General features: G+C 66.1%; 23 protein-coding genes and 2 tRNA genes. 16 read left to right on the forward strand and 9 right to left on the reverse strand.

Features of this window, described 5'->3' with window-relative positions; genetic code table 11:
* Window positions 1-27 precede the first annotated feature (27 nt).
* The 3 genes from AC1DJ5_RS05760 to rplU form a co-directional block, all read right to left on the reverse strand.
* On the reverse strand, window positions 28-561 hold the full coding sequence (locus AC1DJ5_RS05760; RefSeq protein WP_441454231.1) for a GNAT family N-acetyltransferase: 534 nt from the start codon (window positions 559-561) through the stop codon (window positions 28-30).
* A gap of 175 nt (window positions 562-736) precedes the next feature.
* Complete coding sequence (gene rpmA, locus AC1DJ5_RS05765) at window positions 737-1,021, reverse strand: 50S ribosomal protein L27 (RefSeq protein WP_477019965.1); 285 nt, start codon at window positions 1,019-1,021, stop codon at window positions 737-739.
* A gap of 96 nt (window positions 1,022-1,117) precedes the next feature.
* Entirely contained in the window at window positions 1,118-1,594 is a 477-nt protein-coding gene (rplU, locus tag AC1DJ5_RS05770; RefSeq protein WP_441454229.1) for a 50S ribosomal protein L21, read from the reverse strand.
* 264 nt (window positions 1,595-1,858) lie between these two features.
* On the opposite strand from rplU, the gene AC1DJ5_RS05775 reads away from it, so the two are divergent.
* The 5 genes from AC1DJ5_RS05775 to AC1DJ5_RS05795 all read left to right on the forward strand — a co-directional run bounded on the left by AC1DJ5_RS05775 (window position 1,859) and on the right by AC1DJ5_RS05795 (window position 5,136).
* Window positions 1,859-2,518: a hypothetical protein gene (locus AC1DJ5_RS05775; protein ID WP_441454228.1), complete on the forward strand. Its 660-nt coding sequence runs from the start codon at window positions 1,859-1,861 to the stop codon at window positions 2,516-2,518.
* Window positions 2,519-2,528: 10 nt separating this feature from the next.
* A complete protein-coding gene (locus AC1DJ5_RS05780) occupies window positions 2,529-3,506 on the forward strand; it encodes a cation diffusion facilitator family transporter (protein ID WP_477019966.1) in 978 nt (325 codons plus the stop codon).
* Between the two features lie 11 nt (window positions 3,507-3,517).
* Window positions 3,518-3,748 carry a hypothetical protein gene (locus tag AC1DJ5_RS05785; protein ID WP_477019967.1) on the forward strand — a complete coding sequence of 77 codons (231 nt, stop codon included), beginning with the start codon at window positions 3,518-3,520 and terminating at the stop codon, window positions 3,746-3,748.
* A gap of 72 nt (window positions 3,749-3,820) precedes the next feature.
* The gene (locus tag AC1DJ5_RS05790) at window positions 3,821-4,924 is read left to right on the forward strand and encodes a CobW family GTP-binding protein (protein ID WP_477019968.1); all 1,104 of its coding nucleotides are present in this window, start codon (window positions 3,821-3,823) and stop codon (window positions 4,922-4,924) included.
* Window positions 4,921-5,136, forward strand: coding sequence for a DUF2093 domain-containing protein (locus AC1DJ5_RS05795; protein WP_477019969.1), 216 nt, complete (start codon window positions 4,921-4,923; stop codon window positions 5,134-5,136). Before AC1DJ5_RS05790 ends, AC1DJ5_RS05795 begins: the two co-directional genes overlap by 4 nt.
* Window positions 5,137-5,298: 162 nt before the next feature.
* Here the strand turns inward: AC1DJ5_RS05795 and AC1DJ5_RS05800 are convergent, their stop codons facing one another.
* Window positions 5,299-5,991 (reverse strand): alpha/beta fold hydrolase, encoded by a 693-nt coding sequence (locus tag AC1DJ5_RS05800; protein ID WP_477019970.1) that lies wholly within the window; start codon window positions 5,989-5,991, stop codon window positions 5,299-5,301.
* Window positions 5,992-6,210: 219 nt separating this feature from the next.
* Here AC1DJ5_RS05800 and AC1DJ5_RS05805 point away from each other — a divergent pair, with 219 nt between their 5' ends.
* From AC1DJ5_RS05805 to AC1DJ5_RS05820, 4 genes are all read left to right on the forward strand, one after another.
* The gene (locus AC1DJ5_RS05805; protein ID WP_477019971.1) at window positions 6,211-7,536 is read left to right on the forward strand and encodes a carbohydrate porin; all 1,326 of its coding nucleotides are present in this window, start codon (window positions 6,211-6,213) and stop codon (window positions 7,534-7,536) included.
* 92 nt (window positions 7,537-7,628) lie between these two features.
* On the forward strand, window positions 7,629-8,594 hold the full coding sequence (locus tag AC1DJ5_RS05810; protein ID WP_477019972.1) for a WD40 repeat domain-containing protein: 966 nt from the start codon (window positions 7,629-7,631) through the stop codon (window positions 8,592-8,594).
* A 210-nt stretch (window positions 8,595-8,804) separates the two neighbouring features.
* Window positions 8,805-9,509 (forward strand): monofunctional biosynthetic peptidoglycan transglycosylase, encoded by a 705-nt coding sequence (gene mtgA / locus AC1DJ5_RS05815; protein WP_477019973.1) that lies wholly within the window; start codon window positions 8,805-8,807, stop codon window positions 9,507-9,509.
* Between the two features lie 122 nt (window positions 9,510-9,631).
* On the forward strand, window positions 9,632-11,539 hold the full coding sequence (locus tag AC1DJ5_RS05820; protein ID WP_477019974.1) for a ubiquitin-activating E1 FCCH domain-containing protein: 1,908 nt from the start codon (window positions 9,632-9,634) through the stop codon (window positions 11,537-11,539).
* A 75-nt stretch (window positions 11,540-11,614) separates the two neighbouring features.
* Here AC1DJ5_RS05820 and AC1DJ5_RS05825 read toward each other — a convergent pair whose 3' ends face one another.
* Window positions 11,615-12,526, reverse strand: coding sequence for an isopenicillin N synthase family dioxygenase (locus tag AC1DJ5_RS05825; RefSeq protein WP_441454434.1), 912 nt, complete (start codon window positions 12,524-12,526; stop codon window positions 11,615-11,617).
* A 223-nt stretch (window positions 12,527-12,749) separates the two neighbouring features.
* Between AC1DJ5_RS05825 and AC1DJ5_RS05830 the strand changes: the two genes are divergently transcribed.
* Window positions 12,750-12,962 (forward strand): hypothetical protein, encoded by a 213-nt coding sequence (locus AC1DJ5_RS05830; protein ID WP_441454219.1) that lies wholly within the window; start codon window positions 12,750-12,752, stop codon window positions 12,960-12,962.
* Window positions 12,963-13,019: 57 nt separating this feature from the next.
* On the opposite strand, the gene AC1DJ5_RS05835 is transcribed toward AC1DJ5_RS05830, so the two are convergent.
* The 3 genes from AC1DJ5_RS05835 to AC1DJ5_RS05845 form a co-directional block, all read right to left on the reverse strand.
* A tRNA-Ala gene (locus tag AC1DJ5_RS05835) sits at window positions 13,020-13,095 on the reverse strand.
* Between the two features lie 86 nt (window positions 13,096-13,181).
* Window positions 13,182-13,257, reverse strand: a tRNA-Ala gene (locus AC1DJ5_RS05840).
* 127 nt (window positions 13,258-13,384) lie between these two features.
* Window positions 13,385-13,852: a TIGR02300 family protein gene (locus AC1DJ5_RS05845; protein ID WP_441454218.1), complete on the reverse strand. Its 468-nt coding sequence runs from the start codon at window positions 13,850-13,852 to the stop codon at window positions 13,385-13,387.
* 131 nt (window positions 13,853-13,983) lie between these two features.
* Between AC1DJ5_RS05845 and aroA the strand changes: the two genes are divergently transcribed.
* The 6 genes from aroA to AC1DJ5_RS05875 all read left to right on the forward strand — a co-directional run bounded on the left by aroA (window position 13,984) and on the right by AC1DJ5_RS05875 (window position 20,984).
* Window positions 13,984-15,309, forward strand: a complete 1,326-nt coding sequence (gene aroA / locus AC1DJ5_RS05850; RefSeq protein ID WP_477019975.1) for a 3-phosphoshikimate 1-carboxyvinyltransferase — start codon at window positions 13,984-13,986, stop codon at window positions 15,307-15,309.
* Window positions 15,306-15,956, forward strand: coding sequence for a (d)CMP kinase (gene cmk, locus AC1DJ5_RS05855; protein ID WP_477019976.1), 651 nt, complete (start codon window positions 15,306-15,308; stop codon window positions 15,954-15,956). Before aroA ends, cmk begins: the two co-directional genes overlap by 4 nt.
* A 169-nt stretch (window positions 15,957-16,125) precedes the next feature.
* Window positions 16,126-17,829, forward strand: coding sequence for a 30S ribosomal protein S1 (gene rpsA / locus AC1DJ5_RS05860; RefSeq protein ID WP_441454215.1), 1,704 nt, complete (start codon window positions 16,126-16,128; stop codon window positions 17,827-17,829).
* 212 nt (window positions 17,830-18,041) lie between these two features.
* The gene (locus tag AC1DJ5_RS05865; protein ID WP_105562595.1) at window positions 18,042-18,332 is read left to right on the forward strand and encodes an integration host factor subunit beta; all 291 of its coding nucleotides are present in this window, start codon (window positions 18,042-18,044) and stop codon (window positions 18,330-18,332) included.
* Between the two features lie 13 nt (window positions 18,333-18,345).
* Window positions 18,346-18,741: a large-conductance mechanosensitive channel protein MscL gene (gene mscL, locus AC1DJ5_RS05870; RefSeq protein WP_477019977.1), complete on the forward strand. Its 396-nt coding sequence runs from the start codon at window positions 18,346-18,348 to the stop codon at window positions 18,739-18,741.
* Between the two features lie 317 nt (window positions 18,742-19,058).
* A complete protein-coding gene (locus AC1DJ5_RS05875) occupies window positions 19,059-20,984 on the forward strand; it encodes a peptide MFS transporter (RefSeq protein WP_477019978.1) in 1,926 nt (641 codons plus the stop codon).
* A 167-nt stretch (window positions 20,985-21,151) separates the two neighbouring features.
* Here the strand turns inward: AC1DJ5_RS05875 and AC1DJ5_RS05880 are convergent, their stop codons facing one another.
* Window positions 21,152-23,185, reverse strand: a complete 2,034-nt coding sequence (locus AC1DJ5_RS05880; RefSeq protein ID WP_477019979.1) for a TonB-dependent receptor plug domain-containing protein — start codon at window positions 23,183-23,185, stop codon at window positions 21,152-21,154.
* Between the last annotated feature and the right edge of the window lie 259 nt (window positions 23,186-23,444).

Genomic DNA, 23,444 nt, shown 5'->3' on the forward strand with positions numbered 1-23,444 from the left:
GGCGATCAGGCGGGGCTCAGGCCAGACTCAGGCCAGCCAGACCATCATCCGCGTGTCGGCGATCTCGCCGCGCGCCTGGCTGAAGGACGGGCGGGTCTCGCCCGTGTAGAGGAAGCCGGCCTTTTCCAGCACCCGGCCCGAGGCGGGGTTGTCGGCGAAGTGGCCGGCGACAAGGGCGCGGCGCTTCCACCGCTTCGAGGCCCAGACCAGAGCTCCTTCCAGGGCCTCCGTGGCGAAGCCCCGGCCCCAGAAGTCGCGGCCGATCCAGTAGCCGGTCTCGGGCACATTATCCTCGCCCTCGAACAGGCCGATGACGCCGACAGGCCCCAAATCCTCGTGCTCGATGATGAAGGTATTGGCGCGCTTCGGGTCCTGGGCGGCGACGTGCAGCACGAACTCCTCGGCGTCCTGGACATGGAAGGGGTGGGGCATGCGTTTGGTCATGCGCGCGATGTCACGGTCGTTGGCCAGGGCCGCGATGCGGCTGACGTCCTGGGCGCCCGGCGCACGCAGGACGAGGCGCCGCGTTTCGACGACGGGAGAAGTTTCAATCATGCACATGGGTCACGCCCCTCTGGTGCGACCGCCGTCCTTGTTCATCAGGGCTCGGGCGGTCAGCGAGGCGGGGAAACGCAAACGGGGAGCCTGGTGATCCAGACTCCCCGCGGAATATTTTCCCTGGTCCGGATCGCGGCTTCTAAGAGCAACGCGATCCCGGATTTTGGTCCAGTTTGCGTTACTCGGCGGCCATAGCCTGAGCGTCGTCGTTGGCCGCGAGAATCGACACGTAACAACGGCCACCACGTTTGGTGGTGAATTTCACCGAACCCGTCGCCGTGGCGAACAGGGTGTGGTCGCGGCCCAGGCCGACGTTGTCGCCCGGGTGGAAGGTGGTGCCGCGCTGACGCACGAGGATGTTGCCGGCCAGCACGCGCTCGCCGCCATACTTCTTCACGCCAAGGCGCTTCGACTCGGAGTCGCGACCGTTACGCGACGAACCACCGGATTTCTTGTGAGCCATTGGTCTGCTCCTCTTCCTTGGTGCGCCATCGCCCTTGCGGGCTACGTGAGCGCGACCTTCGTCCTGCTAGGCGCTGCGACAGCGCCGGTGAATATCTTAGGCTTCGGCGCCTTCAGCCTTGGCGGCTTTCTTGGCGGGAGCCTTCTTGGCCGGGGCGGCCTCGGCTTCAACTTCAACGCGCGGGGCGAGGCCACGGGCGCGAGCGTTGATTTCAGCCTTGGTCATCAGGTCGACCGTGCCGTCCCATTTGGCTTTCTCGCCGGCGCCTTCGATGCCGGTGATGCGCAGGACGGTTTCCATCTGACGATGGCCGTTCGTGCGGCGATAGCCCTGACGACGGGTCTTTTTGAAGATCTTGATCTTCTCACCCTTGCGGGTCTCGACCAGGGTTGCGGCGACTGCCGCACCGTCGATCAGCGGAGCGCCGACCGTAACACCCTTGTCGCCGCCCAGCATGAGGACTTCACCGAAATTGACGGCAGCGCCAGCGTCGCCGTCGAGCTTCTCGACAACAATCACATCGCCCGGTTGAACCCGGTACTGCTTTCCGCCGGTCTTGATCACCGCGTACATTTGGAAGCCTCAGCGTGAACGCAAAAAAGAATGCGCCCGCTGGGAAACCCTGCGGGCGAAGAGCGGCGACATATACGGAAGGGCGAGCCAGAGTCAACGCGAAAGGGCGGTCGGCAGGGCCAAAACCCGTGCACAGTCGGCGTCGCGGTTTGGATGTGGCCTGATTTGTCGGCTGTCCGCAATAGAAGAACGCCCGCGTAAGCGTGGCGGATTCCCTCGCCAGACCTCTCGACCGTTACAAAGTAACAGGATAGAAACCCCGGAATGTCGCCGCCCGATCTCCAGCAGCCGGTTCTGATTTCGCTTCTGGGCGGAGGATTCGTCGCGGCCTTTCTGCATGCGGCCCTGCCGACCCACTGGCTGCCTTTCGTACTGGTGGGGCGGGCGCAGCGGTGGAGCATCGCCCGCGTGATGACGGTGGCCGTGACGGCGGGGCTGGCCCATATCGCCTCGACCGCCATCGTGGGGTCGTTGATCGTGGCGGCCGGTCTGGCGTTGAACGCCTGGATCGGCGGGCTGCTGCCCCATCTGTCGGCGGCGTTGCTCTTCCTGTTCGGCGCCTTCTATCTGGCGCGGGCCTCGCTGCAGAAGCCGCTCACCGCGACGGGGCCGGAAGCGGAGGCGCCTGAGCCGGCGGTGTCGAACCGCGCCGCCTTCTGGGGCCTGGTGCTGATGATGGCGGTGACGCCGGGCGAGGTGCTGCTGCCCATCTATCTGTCGTCGGCGACGGAGGGGATGGTGGCGCTGGGGCTGCTGACCGTCAGTTTCGCGCTCGGCACGGTTCTGGGCATGACCCTGCTGTCGGCTCTGGCCAGCGCGGGCTATTCCATTCTGCGGCTGGAGCGCTGGGCGCGCTATGAAGGCGCCATTCTGGGCGTGGCCCTGATCGTGATCGGGCTTCTCGTCCTGACGCACCAGCACTAGGGTCCGCGTCATGGCTCACGACGCGCACGCCCACGATCACGACGACCACAGTCACGGCCACGACCATTCTCATGACCATGATCACGGCCATTCCCATTCGCACGGGCTTGGCGGCCATCATCACGGGCCGGTGGATACCGGCGACTGGCGCTACGCCCTCGGCCTGATCGTCAATCTGGCCTTCGTGGTCGTCGAGTTCGGGGCCGGAATCTGGGCCGATTCGGCGGCCCTGATGGCCGATGCGGGCCACAACCTGTCCGACGTCCTGGGGCTGGCCATGGCCGGGGGGGCGGCTTGGCTGGCTAGGCGCGCGGCGGGACCGAAGCGGACCTACGGCTATGGCAAGGCGACGGTGCTGGCGGCGCTGGGCAACGCCCTGCTGCTGATCTTCGCCTGCGGGGCCATCGCCTTCGAGGCCGTGCGGCGGCTGGCCGAGCCGGCGCCGGTGGCGTCCGGCGTCATCATGGCGGTAGCGGGCATAGGCTTCGTCATCAACCTGGGCACCGCCCTGCTGTTCATGAAGGACCAGCACAAGGACCTGAACGTGCGCGGCGCCTATCTGCACATGATGGCGGACGCGGCGGTGTCGCTGGGCGTGGTCATCGCAGGAGCGGTCATCCTGCTGACCGGCTGGGCCGTGATCGACGCCCTGGTCAGCCTGGGCATCGTCATCGTCATCCTGCTGGGGACCTGGGGCCTCCTGAAGGACTCGGTCAATCTGGCGCTGGACGCCGCCCCGAACGGGGTCGAGGTGGACGAGGTTCGCGACGCCTTCCTGGCTCTGCCGGGCGTCAGCGCGGTGCATGACCTGCACATCTGGGGCCTGTCGACCACGGACACGGCCCTGACGGCGCATCTGGTCCACGACCGGCCCGACGCTGACGCCCTGCTGGGAGAAGCGCAGGCGGTGGCCCGCAGTCGCTTCGGCATCAGCCACACCACCTTCCAGCTGGAAAGCGGCGCCCTGCCGGACTGCCCGACCTGTTAGGCGCCATGAATATGAGCGCATCTCCCGTCGCCAATCTGCTGATGCTAGCGGTAATCGTCTGCGGCATCGGGTTCATTGCGTCATGGGCTTATTGCGTCGTTCATATGATGCGCTTCTTGGGCGCTTGCCGAAGGAGCGAGGGGCTGGGGCGCTCCTTCGGCAGGTTCCTCGCGGGGTGGCTGGCGGGCTGGCTTTGCATGGCCGGCTTGTTTGCTGCGGCCTATGCGTTGACGGTGGCCTGAGCGGCATTTCGTAGAAGATTGCGCTGAACGCGGCTCTTCCCTTTCCAAGCAGGACGCTCCATCTAGCCGCCCATGACCCAGAAGACTCCCGTCACCGTCCTCACCGGCTACCTCGGCGCCGGCAAGACCACCCTGTTGAACCGCATCCTCACCGAGGATCACGGCAAGCGTTACGCCGTCATCGTCAATGAGTTCGGCGAGATCGGCATCGACAACGACCTGGTGGTCGGCGCCGACGAGGACGTGTTCGAGATGAACAACGGCTGCGTCTGCTGCACGGTGCGCGGCGACCTGATCCGCGTCGTCTCGGGCCTGATGAAGCGCCAGCGTCCGGGCAAGCCCGCCTTCGACGCCATCATCGTCGAGACCACGGGTCTGGCCGACCCCGGCCCGGTGGCGCAGACCTTCTTCGTCGATGAAGAGGTTAAGGCCAAGACCCAGCTGGACAGCGTGACCGCCCTGGTCGACGCCAAGCACGTCATGGCGCGTCTGGACGACAGCAAGGAAGCGCGCGAGCAGGTGGCCTTCGCCGACCGCATCATCCTGAACAAGGTCGACCTGGCCTCCGAGGACGAGCTGGCCGCGGTCGAGCGCCGTCTGCGCGCCCTGAACCCGCTGGCCCCGATCATCCGCGCCGAGCGCGCCAATGTGCCGCTGGATCAGATCCTGGGTCTGCACGGCTTTGATCTGGAGCGCATCGTCGAGGTCCGTCCCGACTTCGTGAACCCGCCCCACGGCGCCGAGGGCCATGTCCACGACGCCGACTGCGGCCACGGGCATGACCATGCCGGGGACCACGACCATGACCACGTGCATGACGAGCACTGCGGCCACGACCACGATCACCACGACCATGGGCCGCGCGGCCACGCCCACGAGGACGACATCAAGGGCATCTCCCTGACGCTGGACCGGCCGCTGAACGGGGCGAAGTTCACCGCCTGGCTGGACAAGCTGCTGGGCGAGCAGGGCCAGAACATCCTGCGCGCCAAGGGCATCATCGACGTGGACGGCGAGGACCGCCGCCTGGTCTTCCAGGCCGTGCACATGATCTTAGAAGGCGACCTGCAGAAGCCCTGGGGCGACAAGGAACGCCGCTGGAGCCGCGCCGTCTTCATCGGCCGCGATCTGGACGAGGCCGCGCTCAAGGCCGGGTTCGAGGCCTGCGCGGCATGAACCCGCCGCCCAGAGCCCGCGTCGAGGCCAAGGTCATCTACGGCACGCCCGAGTTCGAGATCATCAAGGGCGGGGACCATGTGGTCTGCGCCGTCTCGGGCGCGGCCATCCCGCTGGACATGCTCAACTACTGGAGCGTGGAACTGCAGGAAGCCTACGCATCCGGCGCGCTGATGACGCAACGCTGGGTCGAGACGCATAAGCCGAACTGACCCGCGCTGCTCCCCCTCCGCCGTCATCCCCGCGAAAGCGGGGATCCAGACGTCAGGCGCCTATGCGCCGGTTCGCATTTCAGAGGCGCAACGTCAGCCCGCTCTTACCGCCTGGGTCTCCGCTTTCGCGGGGATGACGGCATCAAGGGGCGGGGGAGGCGGCTAGAGCGCGGGCAACCCAGCCAGCCAATCCGCCATCACCTTCGCCAGCGCCTCCGGCTGTTCCAGCGGGATCATGTGGCCGCTTTCCGCGACGTGAACCAACGTCGAGCCCGCAATCCCTTGATGCAGTTCCTCGGCCTCATCCGGGCCGCGCAGGCGGTCGGCGTCGGCGACGACGATCAGGGTCGGCTGGCGGATCTCGTTCAGCCGGTCCAGATCACCCGCCCGCGCCAGGGCCGACTGGCGATGGAAGACCTCGCCGCCCAGCCGCAGGCCCATGTCGCGCACCCGCGCGATCATCGCTTCGTCCCCGGCCAGATCGGGATGGAGCGACGAGACGATGGCCGGGCGGCTCAGGCCCTTGAACGCCTTGGGCGCGGCCTTCAGGGCCGAGCGGCGCTGGCGGATCAGATCCTCGGTGTCACCGCGCGCCGAGGTGGCGATCAGGATCAGGGCTGTCACCCGCTCCGGCGCGATCCGCGCCAGTTCGCGCGCCACGTAGCCGCCCATTGAAAAGCCGACCGCGACGAAGGTGTCAGGCGCGTCGCCCAGGATGGCGGCGGCCATGGTCTCGATGTCCTCGCCCCGGCTCAGGTCGACAGCGACCAGCGGCCCGAACGGGGCCAGGTCGTCGGTCATGGCGTCCCACAGGGTGGCGTCGGCCATGAAGCCGGGAATGAGCAGCAGGGTCATGGGCGCCTCTATAGGGCCAGGTCTTCACAGGCGACAGCGCCCGGCGGGGCGTTATGAGACGTCCCGAACGTTTCTTCGCTACCTTCGCCAGCGCGCACACAAGGGCTGACGGCGCGGCTTTCCCCCTGCCTCGGCCGCGCTCTGAACCCGCGCTCCATGCAACCCGATAGCCGGTCCGCGTCTTGTGTCATGGCAAGGGTGACGGCTGGAGGTCGCACAATGGCGCGGGCAGGGTTTGTCGTCGTGGCGTGGCTGATGGCCGCGCCCGCCACCGCCTTGGCGGCGGGCCAGGATAAGCCGCTTGAGCAGGCCGACACCCAGAGCGCGCCGCCGCCAAGCGCCCCCCGGACCGAACTGACCGGCGACTGGGGCGGCCTGCGGTCGCGATGGCTTGATCGGGGCGTTCGGATCAACGCCCGCCTGTCTTCGGAATCCGCGGCCAATCTGTCGGGCGGAACCCGCCGCACCTTCGCCGAGGCGGGCCAGTTCGACGTCGGCGCACGCCTCGACATGGAAAAGCTGTTCGGCCTCAAGGGCGGGTCCTTCCAGGCGACGGCGGTCTATCGCTACGGCGACAACCTGGTCACCCGGGCGGACCTGGGCGTGATCTTGCAGCCGCAGGAGATCTTCGGCCGGGGCGAGACCTGGCGGCTGACCCAGTTCTGGTACGAACAGGAGTTCGCCGGCGGGCGCGCCGCGCTCAAGGTCGGGCGTATCCCCGAAAGCGACGATTTCGGCGGCTTCTCCTGCTACTTCCAGAACCTGAGTTTCTGCGGTTCGATCCCGGGCAGGGTGGCGGGGTCCTATTGGTTCAACTGGCCGATCAGCCAGTGGGCCGCGCGGCTTCGCGTCAAGGACGGCGACCGTTATGCCCAGGTCGGAGTTTATCAGGTCAATCCGAAAGACCTGAAGAACGCCTTCACCATTGGCTATTTCAAGGGCGCTACGGGCGTCGTGGTCCCGGTCGAGGTCGGCTGGACGCCGAAACTGGGCGCCGAAGGTCTGCCGGGAAACTACCGGGTCGGGGCCTGGTACAGCAGCGTGGACGGCGACGACGTGCTGCTGGACGTCAACCGTCAGCCCCGCGTGCTGACCGGCGACGCCCCCTTGCGTCGGGACGGACGCTACGGCGGCTATGTCCTGCTTCAGCAACAGGTGACGGGCAGCGCCAGCGACGGCACGCCCTACCGCGGCCTGATCCTGTTCCTGAATCTGGTCCAGGCCGATGCGCAAACCTCGACCGTCGAGCAGCATCTGGCCGGCGGACTGTTCTACAAGGGGCCGTTCGCCAGTCATCCCGAGGACGCCATCGGCTTCGGCGTCGGCCGCAGCCACATCAATGACCGCGTCGCCGAGGGGCAGCGTCTGGACCCGGCAGGCCCGCCGGTCCAGCATTCCGAATACGCCGCCGAACTCTACTACAGCCTGCATCCCAGCCCCTGGCTCGTCCTGCGGCCGAACATCCAGTATTATCATGATCCCGGCGGCGTGGACGGCCGCAAGGACGTGACGGTGGCGGGGTTGAAGGCGTCGGTCACCTTCTAGTCGCCGCAGCGGAGACCGTCTGCGGGCGGGACATCGGGATTTGACGGCGCTATGAGCGTGGCTTCCGACTCTTCTCCACGCCGCGAGCCGCCATGACGACCTTCTCCTTCGACGCCCAGGTCACCGCCGCCCTGTTCGACAAGACGGGCGCGATTTTCGCCCTGGGTGACGGCTCGGTGCGCTTCGAGAACGGCGCCCGCAGCGAGGTCCATGACGGGGCCATCCTGTGCGCCGCCGTCCACCCCTCGGGCGAGGGCGTCGTCACCGGCGGCGACGACGGCAAGGTGGTGTGGAGCCGCGAAGGCGAGGCGGTCCTGCTGGCCACGGCCAAGGGCCAGTGGATCGACTCCATCGCCGCCTCGGCCGAGAGCGGCCTGATTGCTTTCTCGGCGGGCCGCACCCTGTCGGTGATCGACAGCAAGGACGCCGTCTTCCGTCGCGACTTCCAGCACGAGCGCACCGTCTCGGGCGTGGCCTTCGACCCCAAGGGACGGCGAGTGGCGACCTCGACCTATGGCGGGGCGGCGCTGTGGTATGCGCGCATCGAGCAGCAGCAGCCGGTTCTGCTGAAATGGGCCGGGTCGCACCTGGCGGTGGGTTTCTCGCCCGACGGCGCCTTCGTCGTCACCTCGATGCAGGACGCGCAACTGCACGGCTGGCGGTTGAAGGATCAGAAGAACATGCGGATGGGCGGCTATCCGACCAAGGTGAAGAGCTTCGCCTTCATGGCCAAAGGTCAACTGCTGGCCACCTCGGGCGCGCAAGGCGTGGTGCTGTGGCCCTTCATCGGCGCCAATGGCCCGATGGGGCGCGAGGCGACCGAGATCGGCTTTGACGAAACGACCCTGATTTCCCTGGTCGCCGCCGCCGAACAGCATGGGCGACTGGCCGCAGGGCTGGACGACGGCCGCATCTGGTGGGCCGATCCGGCGGGGCAGGGGCTGGCCTTCATCAAGGGAGAAAAGGGCGCGCCCATCGTCGCCCTGGCCATGAGTTCAGGCGCGGCCCGCATCGCCTGGGCCGACGAAGAAGGTCAGGCCGGCGTCGTCTCGCTCTGATCCGCCATCTCGCCGCCATCGTCTTCACCCTCCCTTCGGGCGTCATCCTCGGCCTTGTGCCGGGGATCCAGAGACTCGACATCGGATGATCGAACCGCGGCGTATCATCGGCGCCGTCGAGTCTCTGGATTCTCGGGACAGGCCCGAGAATGACGAACGTGGGTTAAGCGTGGCCGTGATTTCTCAACCTTCCTCGGGCAGGATGGCGGCATGACCCGTGCGAAGACCCGTAGGCGGCGCCCGCTGCTGACCCTGCTGCTGATCCTGGCCCTGATCCCCGTCGGCGGGGTGGCGCTGCACCGTTTTGTGCCGCCGCTGTTCACCATCCTGATGGTCAAACAGGCGGTCGCGGGTCACGGCATGGACTACCGCTGGCGATCGCTGGACCACATCTCGCCGCGTCTGGTCGAGGCGGTGATCGCCGCCGAGGACGCGCGTTTCTGTCAGCATCACGGCTTTGACGTCGAGGCCATCCAGAAGGCGCTGAAGGCCAATGAGCGGGCCGAGCAGCGCGGCTCGTCGCGCGTGCGCGGCGGTTCGACCATCAGCCAGCAGACCGCCAAGAACGTCTTCCTCTGGCCCGGCCGCGACTGGGTGAGGAAAGGTCTGGAGGCCGGCTACACCGTCATGATCGAAGCCGCCTGGGGCAAGCGCCGGATCATGGAGGTCTATCTGAACGTCATCGAATGGGCGCCGGGCGTCTATGGCGCGGAGGCCGCTTCCCGCCACTGGTTCAACAAGAGCGCCGAGAATTTGACGGCGCGCGAGGCGGCGCGTCTGGCCGCCATCCTGCCCAGTCCGCGCCGCTATCAGGCCGCCGATCCCGGTCCCTATATCCGCGGCCGCGCCGGTCGCGTCCAGGCGGCCATGGGCACGGTGCGCGAGGCGGGGTTGGACGCCTGCGTCGACCGCTGAAACCCGACGTTAACCGTCGCCATAGGGCCATCCCTTAACCGAACCACGCCACAGTTCGGCGGAATGCGGACCTGCGTCCGCTGACGATGGCAGGCGGGGTCGAGACGGTGACGAACGGAGCGATGAGCGGATTGAACCGGCTGACGCGCGCCGCGCGAGCCTTCGCGGCGCGGTTCGTCGCGGGCACGCGCGGCAATGTGGCGATGATGTTCGCCCTGGTGCTGCCTATGCTGGTCATGGTCACCCTGGGGGCCATCGACATTCACCAGGCCTCCAAGGTGAAGGCCAATCTTCAGGATGCGCTGGACGCCGCCGCCCTGGCCGCCGCGCGATCCAAATACACCGACGACGTCAACCTCAACCGCATCGGGCTGGACGCGCTGAAGGCCAACATGCCGGCCTATTTCAAGACGGGGTCGACGGACACGGCCAGCTTCACGCTGCAGGGCAACAGCATCCTCGCCGACGCCCGCGTCAACGTGAAGGTCATCGTCGCCAACATCGTCCTGCCGCCCTACGGCAAGCTCATGGACGACTACCTGCCGGTCGGCAGCCACTCCGAAGTCCTGCGCGCCTCGCGCGACGTCGAGGTGGCCATGGCGCTGGACATCACCGGGTCGATGAGCGGGCAGCCGCTGAAGGATCTGAAGGCCGCGGCCAACGAACTGATCGACATCGTCGTCCAGGATCAGCAGGCGCCCTTCTATTCGAAGGTCGCCCTGGCGCCCTACGCCGTGGGGGTAAACCTGGGCGGCTACGCCGACGCCGCGCGGGGCAGCATTCCGGCGCCAGTTTCGATCACCAACGCGCAATGGAAGACGGGCGTCGCCAAGACCGTAGGCGGCATCACTAAAGCCAATCCGGCGGTCTTTACCTCCAACGGCCACGGTTTCGCCAACGGCGACTACGTCTGGATCAGCGGCATCAAGGGCATGACCCAGATGAACGACCGGGCGCTTGAGGTCATGGACTCTCAGACCAACACCTTCCAGGTGCGGATTCCGGGCCAAAGCACCGCCGTCAGTAGCTCCGGCTACAGCAGCTATTCGTCGAACGGCACGATCCAGAAATGCCTGGTGTCGGACTGCTCGGTGGTGGTCACCGCCAGCGGGCACGGGCTCTTGAACGGCCAGGCAGTCTGGATCGACGAAATGAAGGGTATGACCGAACTGAACAAGAAGAGTTGGGTGGTGGGCAATGTGACCGCCAACAGCTTCTCGACGGGGGGGTCGGCCGCCAGCTACGGCGCCTACACTAGCGCCGGTCGGGCTTGGTGCGCTCAACAGGGCTGTCAGTGGTATCGCTTCGATAATGCATCCGGCGGCGTGACAACCTATCCGGTTAGCGACTGCGCCAGTGAACGCACGGGCGCGCAGGCCTATACGGATGCGGCGCCGACCCTCGGCGCGCGCGTCGGTCGCAGCTATACCGATCCGTCCACGTCGAACGGCAATCCCTGTCCGACTGCCGGCGTGATCCCCCTGTCCAGTAGTCGAACCGACCTGAAGGCCAAGATCAACGCGCTGGCTGCCGGCGGCTCGACGGCGGGTCAGATCGGCTTAGCCTGGGGTTGGTATCTAGTGTCTCCGAACTTCTCGTCTCTGTGGACCGGAGCCAGCGCGCCGGCGGCCTATAATCCGCAGAAGACGCTGAAGGTCGTCATCCTGATGACGGACGGGGAGTTCAATACCCCTTTCTGTAAGGATGCGATCGCGCGTGACGCCGGTAACGGCAGCGGCGGCGCCGACACCCACATCAGCTGCAACGCCACCAATGGTAACGCCTTCTCGCAGTCGGTTTCGCTGTGCAACGCCATGCGGGACCAGAACGTTATCGTCTATACTGTGGGGTTCAATCTCGGCTCCAATCCGAGCAGGGGCGGGGCGGGCGTCGATACGGCGATCGAGGTGCTGGAGACCTGCGCCACCAACAAGACCACCCACTTCTACAACGCCAACAGCGGCGCCGACCTGAAGGACGCCTTCAAGGCCATCGGGCGGGACATCACCCGGTTGCGCATCGCGCGCTGACGCCGACGGGATCGGCAAACAAAAAGGGCCGGCGGAAACGCCGGCCCTTTCTTCGTTCTGAACTACGCCGATCCGTCAGATCAGGCGGATCTCCTTGAGGCGTTCCATCAGGAAGTCCTCGGCCAGGATGGTCTTGCCGGCGTAGCGGTCCGGGTTTTCCGGGGTGATCGTCGACGGCAGGGTCTCGATCGGGAAGTCCGGGTTAAAGTGCAGGAAGAAGGGCGTCGAATAGCGGGCGAAGCCGCGGCGCTCGGGGGCCGGGTTGACCACGCGGTGCGTCGTCGACGGCAGGACGTGGTTGGTCAGGCGTTGCAGCATGTCGCCGATGTTGACCACCAGGGCGCCGGCGGGCGGGGCGATGTCCAGCCACTCGCCGTCGGCGTCTTTCAGCTGCAGACCGGCCTCTTCGGCGCCCAGCAGCAGGGTGATGACGTTGATGTCCTCATGGGCGCCCGCGCGCACGCCCGGCGCGTCGGCGGGGACCGGCGGATAGTGCAGCATGCGCAGGACGCTGTTGCCCAGTTCGACCTTGTCCTCGAAATAGTCGTCGCCCAGCTTCATGTAGCGGGCGATGGCCTTGAGGATCTTGCGGCCCAGCTGATCCAGGGCCTCGAACATCCCATAGAGATGCGGCTTGAAGCCCTCGATCTCGGTCGGCCAGACGTTGTCGCGCATGTATTTGCGATAGGGGTGGTCGGCCGGCAGTTCGCGGCCGACGTGCCAGAACTCCTTGAGATCCTGAACGGTCGCGCCCTTGGCGGTTTCGACGCCGAAGGGGGTCAGGCCGCGGGCGCCGCCGGTGCCGGCCTGGTGGTACTGGCGCTTCACGTCTTCCGGCAGGGCGAAGAAGGCCTTGGCGTCGGCGATGGCGGCGTCGATCGTCGGCTGGTCCAGGCCGTGGTCGGCGATCACGGCGAAGCCGTAGCGAGCGAACGAGGCGCCCAGCGCGTCGGCGAAGGCCTGGAAGTCGGCGTCATAGCCCTGCATCGACACGGGGACGATGGCGCGGGTCTTGGTTTGGTCCTCGGCGGAGGATGCGGTCAGCGAAGAGCTCACGGGCGAATAAGGCCTCTGAATGGGTGATATGGAGGGTTCCATACGCCTTGCCTGAACAAATTGGCAGTCCGGCGCCGCCGAGGGGCGTTTCAACGCCTTTGACTCTCAAGCGTCGCTGTTGTCGTGTGCGGGTTCAGGCAGGACGAAGGACGACATGGACGCGCGATCTCAGCCCGAACCGCCGAAAGGCGAGGGGGAATGGACCCTGCTTCAGACCCGGCCGGATCGCAGCTTCTGGCAGCAGACGCGCACATTGGCGCCGGGGCGGGCCGTGTCCTGGTTCGTCATCGTCCGCCCGCCCGAGCAACTGAGCTACGACAGCTTCGACGAGGCTGAGGCCATGTTCCGGGCGATGGACGAGGACTGACGGAAAGAAGCGGCCAGACAGGACAAAGGCCCCGCGGGGGTTCCGCGAGGCCTTTGATGGTGGAGCTTAGCGGAGTCGAACCGCTGACCTCTTGCATGCCATGCAAGCGCTCTACCAACTGAGCTAAAGCCCCGCGCCTTGCGGCTTGGGTATGTCGTCGTCCCGGCGAACCGGAGCAGATAGGACGAAGGCCCCGCGGGTGTTCCGCGAGGCCTTCGATGGTGGAGCTTAGCGGAGTCGAACCGCTGACCTCTTGCATGCCATGCAAGCGCTCTACCAACTGAGCTAAAGCCCCGAACCTTTCGGTCGGCCTCGCCGGGGATATTGTGGTCCCCAGCGAGGGGCGGAAACTATGTCAGGCCTTTTGAGAGATCAAGCCGCTCTGACAACTTTTTTTCCGCTTACTTTTCCGACCCTTGGTATCAGTCGTCGTCGCGCGACGGCTTGACGATGTCGTCGTCAAGCGAGTCGTCGTCTTCGTCTTCGATGAAGGGCACCGAGTCGTCATCGTCGTCGGCCAGGGCGTCTTCGTCGTCCCCGTCCGAGGCGCCCATGCCGGCGTCGTCGGCGCTGGGTTCAGCATCGTCGTCGTCGTCGGGGGTCAGGATCGGCTCATGACCTTCCTCGTCGATTTCGGGGGTCGAGGGTTCAGCTTCCTCGTCCTCGTCTTCGGCGTCCTTCGCCTTGTCGGCGACTTGATCCTCGGCCTCTTCGTCGGCGGCGAAGCCGGGGCCGGTGCGACCGCGAACGCGGCGGTTGCGCATCGCTTCTTCAAGCGGATCGAACTCGGCGTCGCATTTGGGGCAGTGCGCCGGGCGACGGTTCAGATCGTAGAATTTGGCCTGGCAGTTCGGGCAGACCTGCTTTTGGCCCAGTTCGGGATTGGCCACGGGATAAACCTTCGGCAGGAGTTGAATTCCGGAATTCGGTCGGCTCCCTTGCCACCCAAGGGGGGCGCTGTCAAAAGCCTTCTTATCCGCGCCAGCGCGGGGTTTCCTGAACAATCGGAGTTTTTGGCCGGGTGACTGCCCCCTCGACCCTTACCGCGCGACCCGTTTCCGCCCTGAAAGGCGTCCTCCGCGCGCCGGGCGACAAGTCGATGTCGCACCGTTCGCTCATCCTCGGCGGCATGGCCGAAGGCGTGACCGAAATCGAGGGTCTGCTGGAAGGCGACGACATCCTGGCCACCGCCCGCGCGGTCGAAGCCTTCGGCGCGACCGTCGAGCGTCTGGGCGACGGGCGCTGGCGGGTGACGGGGCGCGGCGGATTCCGCAGCCCGGCTTCGGTCATCGATTGCGGCAACGCCGGCACCGGCGTGCGGCTGCTGATGGGCGCCGCCGCCGGCTATGACCTGACCGCGACCTTTGACGGCGACGCTTCGCTGCGCAAACGACCGATGAAGCGCGTCACCGGGCCGCTGGCCGACATGGGCGCCCGCTTTGACTGGAACGGCGCCGAGGATCGCGTGCCCCTGACCCTGCGTGGCGGCGGTCTGAGCGGCATTGAGTATGTGCAGGCGGTGGCCTCGGCTCAGATCAAGTCGGCCATCCTGCTGGCTGGGCTGAACGCGACGGGCGAGACCGTCGTGGTCGAGCCGGAAAAGAGCCGCGACCACACCGAGCGGATGCTGCGCGCCTTCGGGGCGACGGTGGACGTGACCGAGGAAGGCGAGGGCTGTTGCATTCGCCTGAAGGGCGGGCAACGCCTGACCGGAACCGCCGTGGCCGTGCCGGGCGATCCGTCCTCGGCGGCCTTCCCCCTGGCGGCGGCCCTGATCGTTCCGGGTTCTGAGGTGACGGTCGAGGGCGTCATGCTGAACCCGCAGCGCACCGGCCTGTTTGCTGCCTGGATCGACATGGGCGCCGACCTGACCATCTCTAACCGCCGTATGAGCGGGGGCGAGGATGTCGGCGACATCACGGCCCGTTATTCCGCGCTCAAGGGCGTGGTGGTGCCGGAAGACCGCGCCGCCTCGATGATCGACGAATATCCGATCCTGGCCGCAACCGCCGCCTATGCCGAGGGCCGCACCGTCATGCGCGGCATCGGCGAGATGCGGGTCAAGGAAAGCGACCGGATCGCCCTGATGGTCGCCGGCCTGACCGCCTGCGGCGTCGCGGTCGAAGAAGAGGCCGAGGGCTTCATCGTCACCGGGGGCGCAGTGAAGGGCGGGGCGACCGTCGCCACCGCCCACGATCACCGCATCGCCATGAGCCATCTGATCCTCGGCATGGCCGCCGAACAGCCGGTCTCGGTACTGGATCCGGAAATGATCGCCACCAGCTTCCCCGGCTTCGTCGCACTGATGAACGGCCTGGGCGCCTCGGTGTCGGAGGGCGCGGCGTGAGCGCCGGTCTGGTCATCGCCGTCGACGGCCCCGCCGCCTCGGGCAAGGGGACGATCGCTACGCGTTTGGCGTCTCATTACGGGCTGCCGCATCTGGATACGGGCCTGCTGTATCGCGCCGTCGGTCTGGCGGTGCTGGACGCGGGTCAGGACCTGGGCGACGCCGAGGCGGCCGAGGCTGCAGCCTTGTCACTGGATATCGTCGGCCTGTCGGACAACGCTCGCCTGACCGAGCGCGACGCGGGGGAGGCGGCCAGCCGGGTCGCCAGCCATCCCGGCGTGCGCGCCGCCCTGCTGAAGCTGCAACAGGACTTCGCCCGTCAGTCCGGCGGGGCCGTGTTGGACGGCCGCGACATCGGCACGGTCATCGCCCCGGACGCCGCCGCCAAGCTCTATGTCACGGCCAGCCCCGAAGTCCGCGCCGACCGCCGCTGGCGTCAACTGACGGCGCGTGGGCAGGACATCGCCTTCGCCGACATGCTGGAGGACATCCGCCGCCGCGACGAGCGGGATTCGGGCCGAGATTCCGCCCCCATGGTTCAGGCCGAGGACGCGGTCTTGCTGGACACGACCGATCTGGGTATAGAAGCCGCCTTCGATGCGGCCCGCCGTCTCGTCGAGGCGGCGCGCGTCCGGGCCGGGGTTTAGACCTCGCTGGACAAATCCAACGCTCCTGACCTCGGCTTCCGCGGGCGCTCTGGCTTTATTTGTTTGCGCCCCTTGCGCCGGCCTCGCGTCCTGACGACCTGACTTTCCCTTTCCCTGTCTATCCACCCGTGCGGGACCACCTGGTCGCGCGCCATAACCCCAGAGCTATATGACCGACACCCATAACCCCTCGCGTGACGATTTCGCTGCGCTGCTCGACGAAACCCTTCAGGGTCGCGACCTTGGCGAAGGCCAGGTTGTTCACGGCCGCGTCGTCGGCATCGAAAAAGACATCCTGATCATCGACGTCGGTCTGAAGACCGAAGGTCGTATCCCGGCTCGCGAATTCGGCATCGGCGAAGGCGCTGTCATCCCGAAGGTCGGCGACAACGTCGAAGTCTACCTGGAACGCGTCGAGAACGCCCTGGGTGAAGCGGTCATCAGCCGCGACAAGGCTCGTCGCGAAGAAGCCTGGACCCGTCTGGAAGTCGTCTTCGCCGAAGGTCAGCCGGTCAACGGCGCCATCGTCGGTCGCGTCAAGGGCGGCTTCACCGTCGACCTGGGCGGCGCCTCGGCCTTCCTGCCCGGCAGCCAAGTCGACATCCGCCCGGTGCGCGACGTCGGCCCGCTGATGGGCAAGGAACAACCCTTCGCCATCCTGAAAATGGACCGTCCGCGCGGCAACATCGTCGTCTCGCGTCGCGCCATCCTGGAAGAAGCCCGCGCCGAACAGCGCACGGAGCTGGTCGGCCAGCTGCAAGAGGGTGAAGTCCGCGAAGGCGTCGTCAAGAACATCACCGACTACGGTGCGTTCGTTGACCTGGGCGGCATCGACGGCCTGCTGCACGTCACCGACATGTCGTGGAAGCGCGTCTCGCACCCGAGCCAAGTCCTGGCCGTCGGCGACACCGTCAAGGTCCAGATCGTCAAGATCAACCCGGACACCCAGCGCATCTCGCTCGGCATGAAGCAGCTGCAGTCGGATCCGTGGGACGGCGTCGAAGCCAAGTACCCGGTCAACGCCAAGTACACGGGCCGCATCACGAACATCACCGACTACGGTGCGTTCGTTGAGCTGGAAGCCGGCGTCGAAGGGCTGGTCCACGTCTCGGAAATGTCCTGGACCAAGAAGAACGTCCATCCGGGCAAGATCGTCTCCACCTCGCAGGAAGTGGAAGTCATCGTCCTGGACGTCGACAGCGCCAAGCGCCGTATCTCGCTGGGCCTGAAGCAAGCCCAGAACAACCCGTGGGAAGCCTTCGTCGAGGCTCACCCGATCGGTTCGACCGTCGAAGGCGAAGTCAAGAACGCCACCGAGTTCGGCCTGTTCGTCGGCCTGGACAACGACATCGACGGCATGGTCCACCTGTCGGACCTGGACTGGAACGTGTCGGGCGAAGAAGCCATCCAGCGTTACCGCAAGGGTGAAACGATCAAGGCCAAGGTGCTGGACGTCGACATCGAGAAGGAACGCGTCTCGCTGGGCGTCAAGCAGCTGGGCGGCGATCCGATGGAAGGCGACGTTTACAAGCGTGGCCAGCAGCTCACCGTCACGGTGACGTCGATCGAAACCGGCGGCATCGAAGTCAAGTTCGGTGAAGACGATGCGCCGGTCACGGCCTTCGTCCGCAAGTCGGACCTGTCGCGCGACCGCAACGAGCAACGTCCGGAACGCTTCGCCGTCGGCGATCGTATCGACGCCATGATCACGGGCATCGACAAGGCCACGCGCCGCGTTTCGGTGTCGGTCAAGGCGCTGGAAATGAAGGACGAGGCCGAGGCCATCGAACAGTTCGGTTCGTCGGACTCGGGCGCTTCGCTGGGAGACATCCTGGGCGCCGCGCTTCGCGAAAAGGCCGGTTCGAAGGAATAATCTTCCTTATCGACCAGAAAACGGGGCGGCTGGAGCGATCCAGCCGCCTTTTTTCTTGCGTGGCGGGCAAGAACCCGCGCCAATGTCGGGGCTTGGCCGTAAGAATCGCTCCTAATCGACGCGACCCCCTTTCTTCCTGTGGCGTCAGACGGTTAGGGTGCGAGCCTGAGCGGAAGCGACTGCATCTGAAACAGCCACGGGCGGGGGCCTGAATGATCAAGTCTGAACTGATCGAGAAGCTGGCGGCCGAGAACATCCACCTCACCCACGCCGAGGTGGAGCGGGTCGTCAACGTCATCCTGGGCCAGATGACCGAGGCCCTGTCGGACGGCGGCCGGGTCGAACTGCGTGGCTTCGGCGCCTTTTCGGTGCGCAGCCGTCCCGCGCGCGTCGGGCGCAATCCCCGCACCGGCGAAACCGTGGAAGTGCCCGCCAAGGCCGTGCCCTTTTTCAAGAGCGGCAAGGAACTTCGGGAGCGTTTGAACGCTTCTGGCGACGCCTGACGGAGATCCGAGGATGAGCCTGTTTTCCGAGTTTCGCGAATTCGCCGCGCGCGGCAACGTCGTCGATCTGGCGGTCGGCGTCATCATCGGCGCCTCGTTCGGCAAGATCGTCACCAGTCTGGTCGACCAGATCATCATGCCGCCGATCGGCCTGCTGCTGGGCAGGGTCGACTTCTCCAAGCTGGAATGGGTGCTGGTGCCGGAAAACCCGGCCACCCCCGCGATCGAGAAGGTGGCGATCCAGTACGGCGCCTTCATCAACACCCTGATCCAGTTCCTGATCGTGGCCTTCGTCGTCTTCCTGCTGGTCAAGGCGATCAACAAACTGCGTCGCGATCAGGCGCCCGCGTCGACCCCGACCGAAGCCCTGCTGGCCGAAATCCGCGACGAACTGAAGGCCCGGCCCTAGGCCTGCGAGCGCGAAGGGCCGCCGTCGGCGTCAAATCCGCCGAGCTTCGAGTCGCCCCCGTCCCTGTCGCCGAATCTAAAGCTGCATTTCAGGGCCTGACAAATGCGTCATCGCGGCGACGGGTCACGGCGTTAACGCTTGTTCGCGCCGGCCTGCCGTGCTGCTTATGCGCGCTTTAGCGCCCGTCGGGGGCGTCGAGCATGGAGTTTGCCGTTGAGCACGACGGATGGAGGGGGCGCGCTTGGGGCGCGCTTGCGTGAATCGCGACGGGGCGTCGCCCGGGCGATCGACAGGAACCGGCGCAGGGGGGACCGTTCATGAACATCGTCATCGCCATTGGTCTGATCATCACCTTCGTCACGGGCGTGCCCGTGCTGATGCAGATCCTGAAACACCACCCGCGCGGACTGATCATCCTGTTCTTCGCGGAAATGTGGGAGCGGTTCTCCTACTACGGGATGCGCGGCATCCTGATCTTCTTCCTGACGCAGCATTTCCTGTTCGACGACGCCATGGCGGGGTCGGCCTACGGCTCCTACACGTCGCTGGTCTATCTGCTGCCGCTGCTGGGCGGCATCATGGCCGACCGCTTCATCGGCACGCGCAAGGCCGTGGCCTTCGGCGCCCTGCTGCTGGTCGCCGGTCACGGCATGATGGCCTTCGAAGGCCGTCCCGCCACCGAAACCCTGACCTACGCCGGTCAGACCTATGAGATCGCGGCCGAAGGCCGTGGCGCCGCGCGCGACGTCGGCATCGTGGTCGACGGCAAGAAATACGCCTTCGGTCCGGCTGAAGGCGGCGGCCTGACTGTCGCAGGCCTGCCGACGGGCGGCGCCCTGCCGGCCGTGATCCCGGCCGGCGAGTACAAGATCGAAGCGACCCGAGACATGGCGGGCGTCAACGTCTTCTATCTGGCGGTGTCGCTGATCATCATGGGCGTCGGCTTTCTGAAGCCGAACATCTCGACCATCGTCGGCCAGTTGTATCCGCAGGGCGACCCGCGTCGCGACTCGGGCTTCACCCTCTACTACTACGGCATCAACCTCGGCGCCTTCTGGGCCGCGGTGCTGTGCGGCTATCTGGGTCAGACCGTCGGCTGGTGGGCAGGCTTCGGCCTGGCCGGCGTCGGCATGGCTCTGGGCTGGGTGGTCTTCGTGCTCGGCAAGCCGCTGCTGCAGGGCAAGGGCGAGCCTCCGAACCCGCAGGCGCTCAAGGCGCCGATGCTGGGGCCGATCAACCGCGAATGGGGCATCTACATCCTCAGCATTCTCGGCGTCGGCATCGTCTGGTTCATGGTCCAGCGCAACGCCCTGGTGGGCAGCGTCCTGACCGTCGCCACGCTCGCCTCCCTGGCCTTCATCCTCTACGTCATCCTCAAGGTCTGTCAGACGCGCGCCCAACGCGAGCGCATGATGCTGGCCGTGGTGCTGATCTTCGGCTCGGTGGTCTTCTTCACCCTGTTCGAACAGGCCGGCACCTCGCTGAACCTGTTCGCCGACCGTAACGTCGACCTCAGCCTGACGCCGACGGCCTTCCAACTGTTCGGCGTCACCGTGGGCACCCCGGCGCAACTGGCGGCGGCGGGCATCACGCCTTCCGGCTTCTGGATCGACGCCACCGTGACGGCGGCCCAGACCCAGTCGTTCAACGCCGGTTTCATCCTGATCTTCGCGCCGATCATGGCGGCCCTGTGGGCCTTCCTCGGCAAGCGCGGTATGGATCCGAACCCAACGCTGAAATTCGGCCTGGGCCTGATCCAGGTCGGCCTCGGCTTCATGGTCGTGGTCTGGGGCGCCGGCATGGCGAATTCGGCCTTCCAGATGCCGATCGTGCTTCTGGGCCTGCTCTACATGCTGCACACGACGGGCGAGCTGTTCCTGTCGCCGGTCGGCCTGTCGGAGATCACCAAGCTGTCGATGCCTTCGGTGGTCAGCTTCATGATGGCCGTCTGGTTCCTGGCCAGCTCCATCGCCCAGTTCGTGGGCGGCTGGATCGCCGGTCTGGCCGGCACCGAGACCGTCGGCGGTCAGGTGCTGGACCCGGGTCTGGCGCTGCGCACCTCGCTGGGCATCTTCGAGAAGCTGGGCTGGGGCGGCATCGCCATCGGCGCGGCCTTCATCGTCGTCAGCTTCTTCATCAAGGGCTGGTCCAACGGCGCCAACAACGCCAACAGCCATCCCGGCCCCGATCTGACGGACCGGGGACAGGAAGACCAGAACATCGCCCAGCCGCTGAACCCGTAAGGGTCCAGTTCTGCAACGAAGGCCGGTCTGTAACGAGGCCAGTCTGTAACAAAGGAAAGGGCGGCGTCTCGCGAGAGGCGCCGCCCTTTTCAGTTGTTCCGGGGAAGGCCCCCGTTCCTCCCGTCCATCCTTCGGGGGGAGCGACGGGTCGGGGGTTCTGGTTGTCCTCAGAAGGTCTTGCGCAGGCGGATTTGGTAGAAGGTGCGCGGATCGATGAAGCGGTTCTCGACGAAGGCGACGGGCCGGGTCTCGCGGTCGGAGAAGACCGTGCGTTCGACGTTGAAGTCGTCCCAGATGTTGACCTGGCTGCGGATCGACAGGGTCGGGGTCGGCTTGTACTCGGCCCACAGCTCGTAATAGTCGCGGCCGCGCCAGCCCGAGACCTGATCCGGCTGGAACCCCCTCTGGCCCAGCAGCGGGATCCAGGCCCCGCCCCATTGCAGCTTCCACGAGGTGATGTCCTGCTGGAAGGTGAGGGTCGCCTGGGAGGCGCGCACGTTCGAGATGGGCCGGGTCTCGCCCGTGGTCGGATCGGTGACCTCGGTCCTGTTCCAGGTGTTGCGGAAACCGAACTTGCCGCCGGACAGGCCGAGCTTGGTCGTCGGAACGGTGACGTTCAGCGCCAGCTGATCGAGGGAGCCGTCGCCGATGTTGCCGACCGCCGACAGGCCGCCGTCCAGCGGAATGATGTCGATGACGTCGATGATCTCGTCGTGGCGCAGGCCGAGGCTGACGATGCCTTCGCCCCAGAAGCGTTTTTCGTAGCTCAGTTCGCTGATCCAGCGCTGCTCGGGTTGCAGGTTGACGTTGCCGCCCTTGACGTTTTCGTCCGCGAACTCGGCCGAGGCGGCGAAGTCGTTGAAGTCCAGTTGCCCGACCGAACGTTCAAAACGCAGACGCAACTGGTTGTTGGGCATGGGCGTCCAGGTCGCCAGCAGGCGGGGCTTGGCGAAGAAGAAGCTCTTTTCCTGGGAGGCGTCGCCCGACTGGCTGATGGTCGAGGATTCCAGCCGCAGGCCGCTTTCCAGCGTCCATTTGGGATTGATCCGCCAGGTCGCCTTGCCGAACAGTTCGCCGCGCGTCTCCTCGACCTTGACCGAGGCCGAGGGCAGGGGAACGGCGACGCCGCCGACCGAATAGGCCTGGGTCGTTTCCAGCATGTTGTAGGCGATCTCGCCGCCGGTCTCGAAATCCATCGCCGGCGAGCGTTCATAACGGATCAGGCCGCGCAGGATCGTCTCCGACGAGTTTCCGTTCGAACTGAACAGCTGTTCGGGGCTGTCCGCGCCGTTCAGATGCGTGCGCGAGGTCGACACGCCGTCGAAATCGGAAAATTCGTGGATGAAGCGGGTTTCGAGCTTCAGTTTCTCGTTCAGCGGACGGCTGTAGACCACGCCGACCTCGCCGCTGGTGTTGTCGTTGTCGAAGAGGTTGTCGCGTCGCACTTCGTGGGCCGTCTGTCGGCTGATCGAGTGCCAGTCGTTGACGCCGTAACGCGCGGTCAGATCGATCTTGCCGCCCAGGAGGGGGCTGGAATAGTTGCCGCGGATCGAATTACTGCCGCCGAAATTGTCGTTGAAATAGGCCTCGTCGCGCAGGACCGACCCATCGGGGTCGACCCGCCGCACCCGACCGGCGCCGTTGGAGTCGCTCATGCCGATGCCGTCGTTCAGGGTCACGCCCCAGGTGCGGTCGCCCTCGCGGGCGGTGAACTGATAGGCTCCGCCGAACAGATCCCTGCCGCCCTCGAACAGGTTGGCGTTCCAGCTCACAATGTGTTCGCGGCTCGAGGTGGTCTTCAGGATGACGTTGGCGACGACCGCATAGCCCTGCATGTCGATGCCGGGAGCGCCCCCGCGAACCAGTTCGATTCGCTCGACCTGTGTCGCCACGGTGCGCCCCAGGACGTTGGAGCCGGTATCGTTCTTGGACGCCGGGCGGGCGCCGTTGATCAGGATGTTGCCGACCGCGCCTTCAAAGCCCCGCGCGCCGTCGCCGTCGTTGACCGAGAAACCCGGCACGCGGTTGACCATGTCCAGCGCCGTATTGGGCCGGGCGTCCTTGAAGAAGTCCGGAGTGAAGATCAGCACGCCCTGATCCTGGGCCTCGGCCGTCTGGCGCGCTGGCGTCGTGCCGGCCAGAGCGGGCGCGGCGGCGCCCAGGATCATGGCGGTGGTGGCCAGCAGAATGGTCCTGGTCATGGCGTCGTCCCTCTCCCTCGGTCGTGGCGAAAGGTTTGACGACCCATGGGTCGTGTCTCCAGTTACAAGCGGGACAGGTGGATTAAATATCGGACAGCATTACCGATTAGTCAGATTTCATTTTGGATGATTGTTGTTACGCAAGAAGGGATGGCTGGTCGTATATTGCAGAATGGTCATGACGGGTTGGCAGGCAGAATCAGCAACGGGGCGAGGTCCGAGCCCGCCGAGACCTTACGGCTCCAGGTCGCGCCGCCGG

The organism is Brevundimonas sp. 01N35 (genome assembly GCF_056399785.1).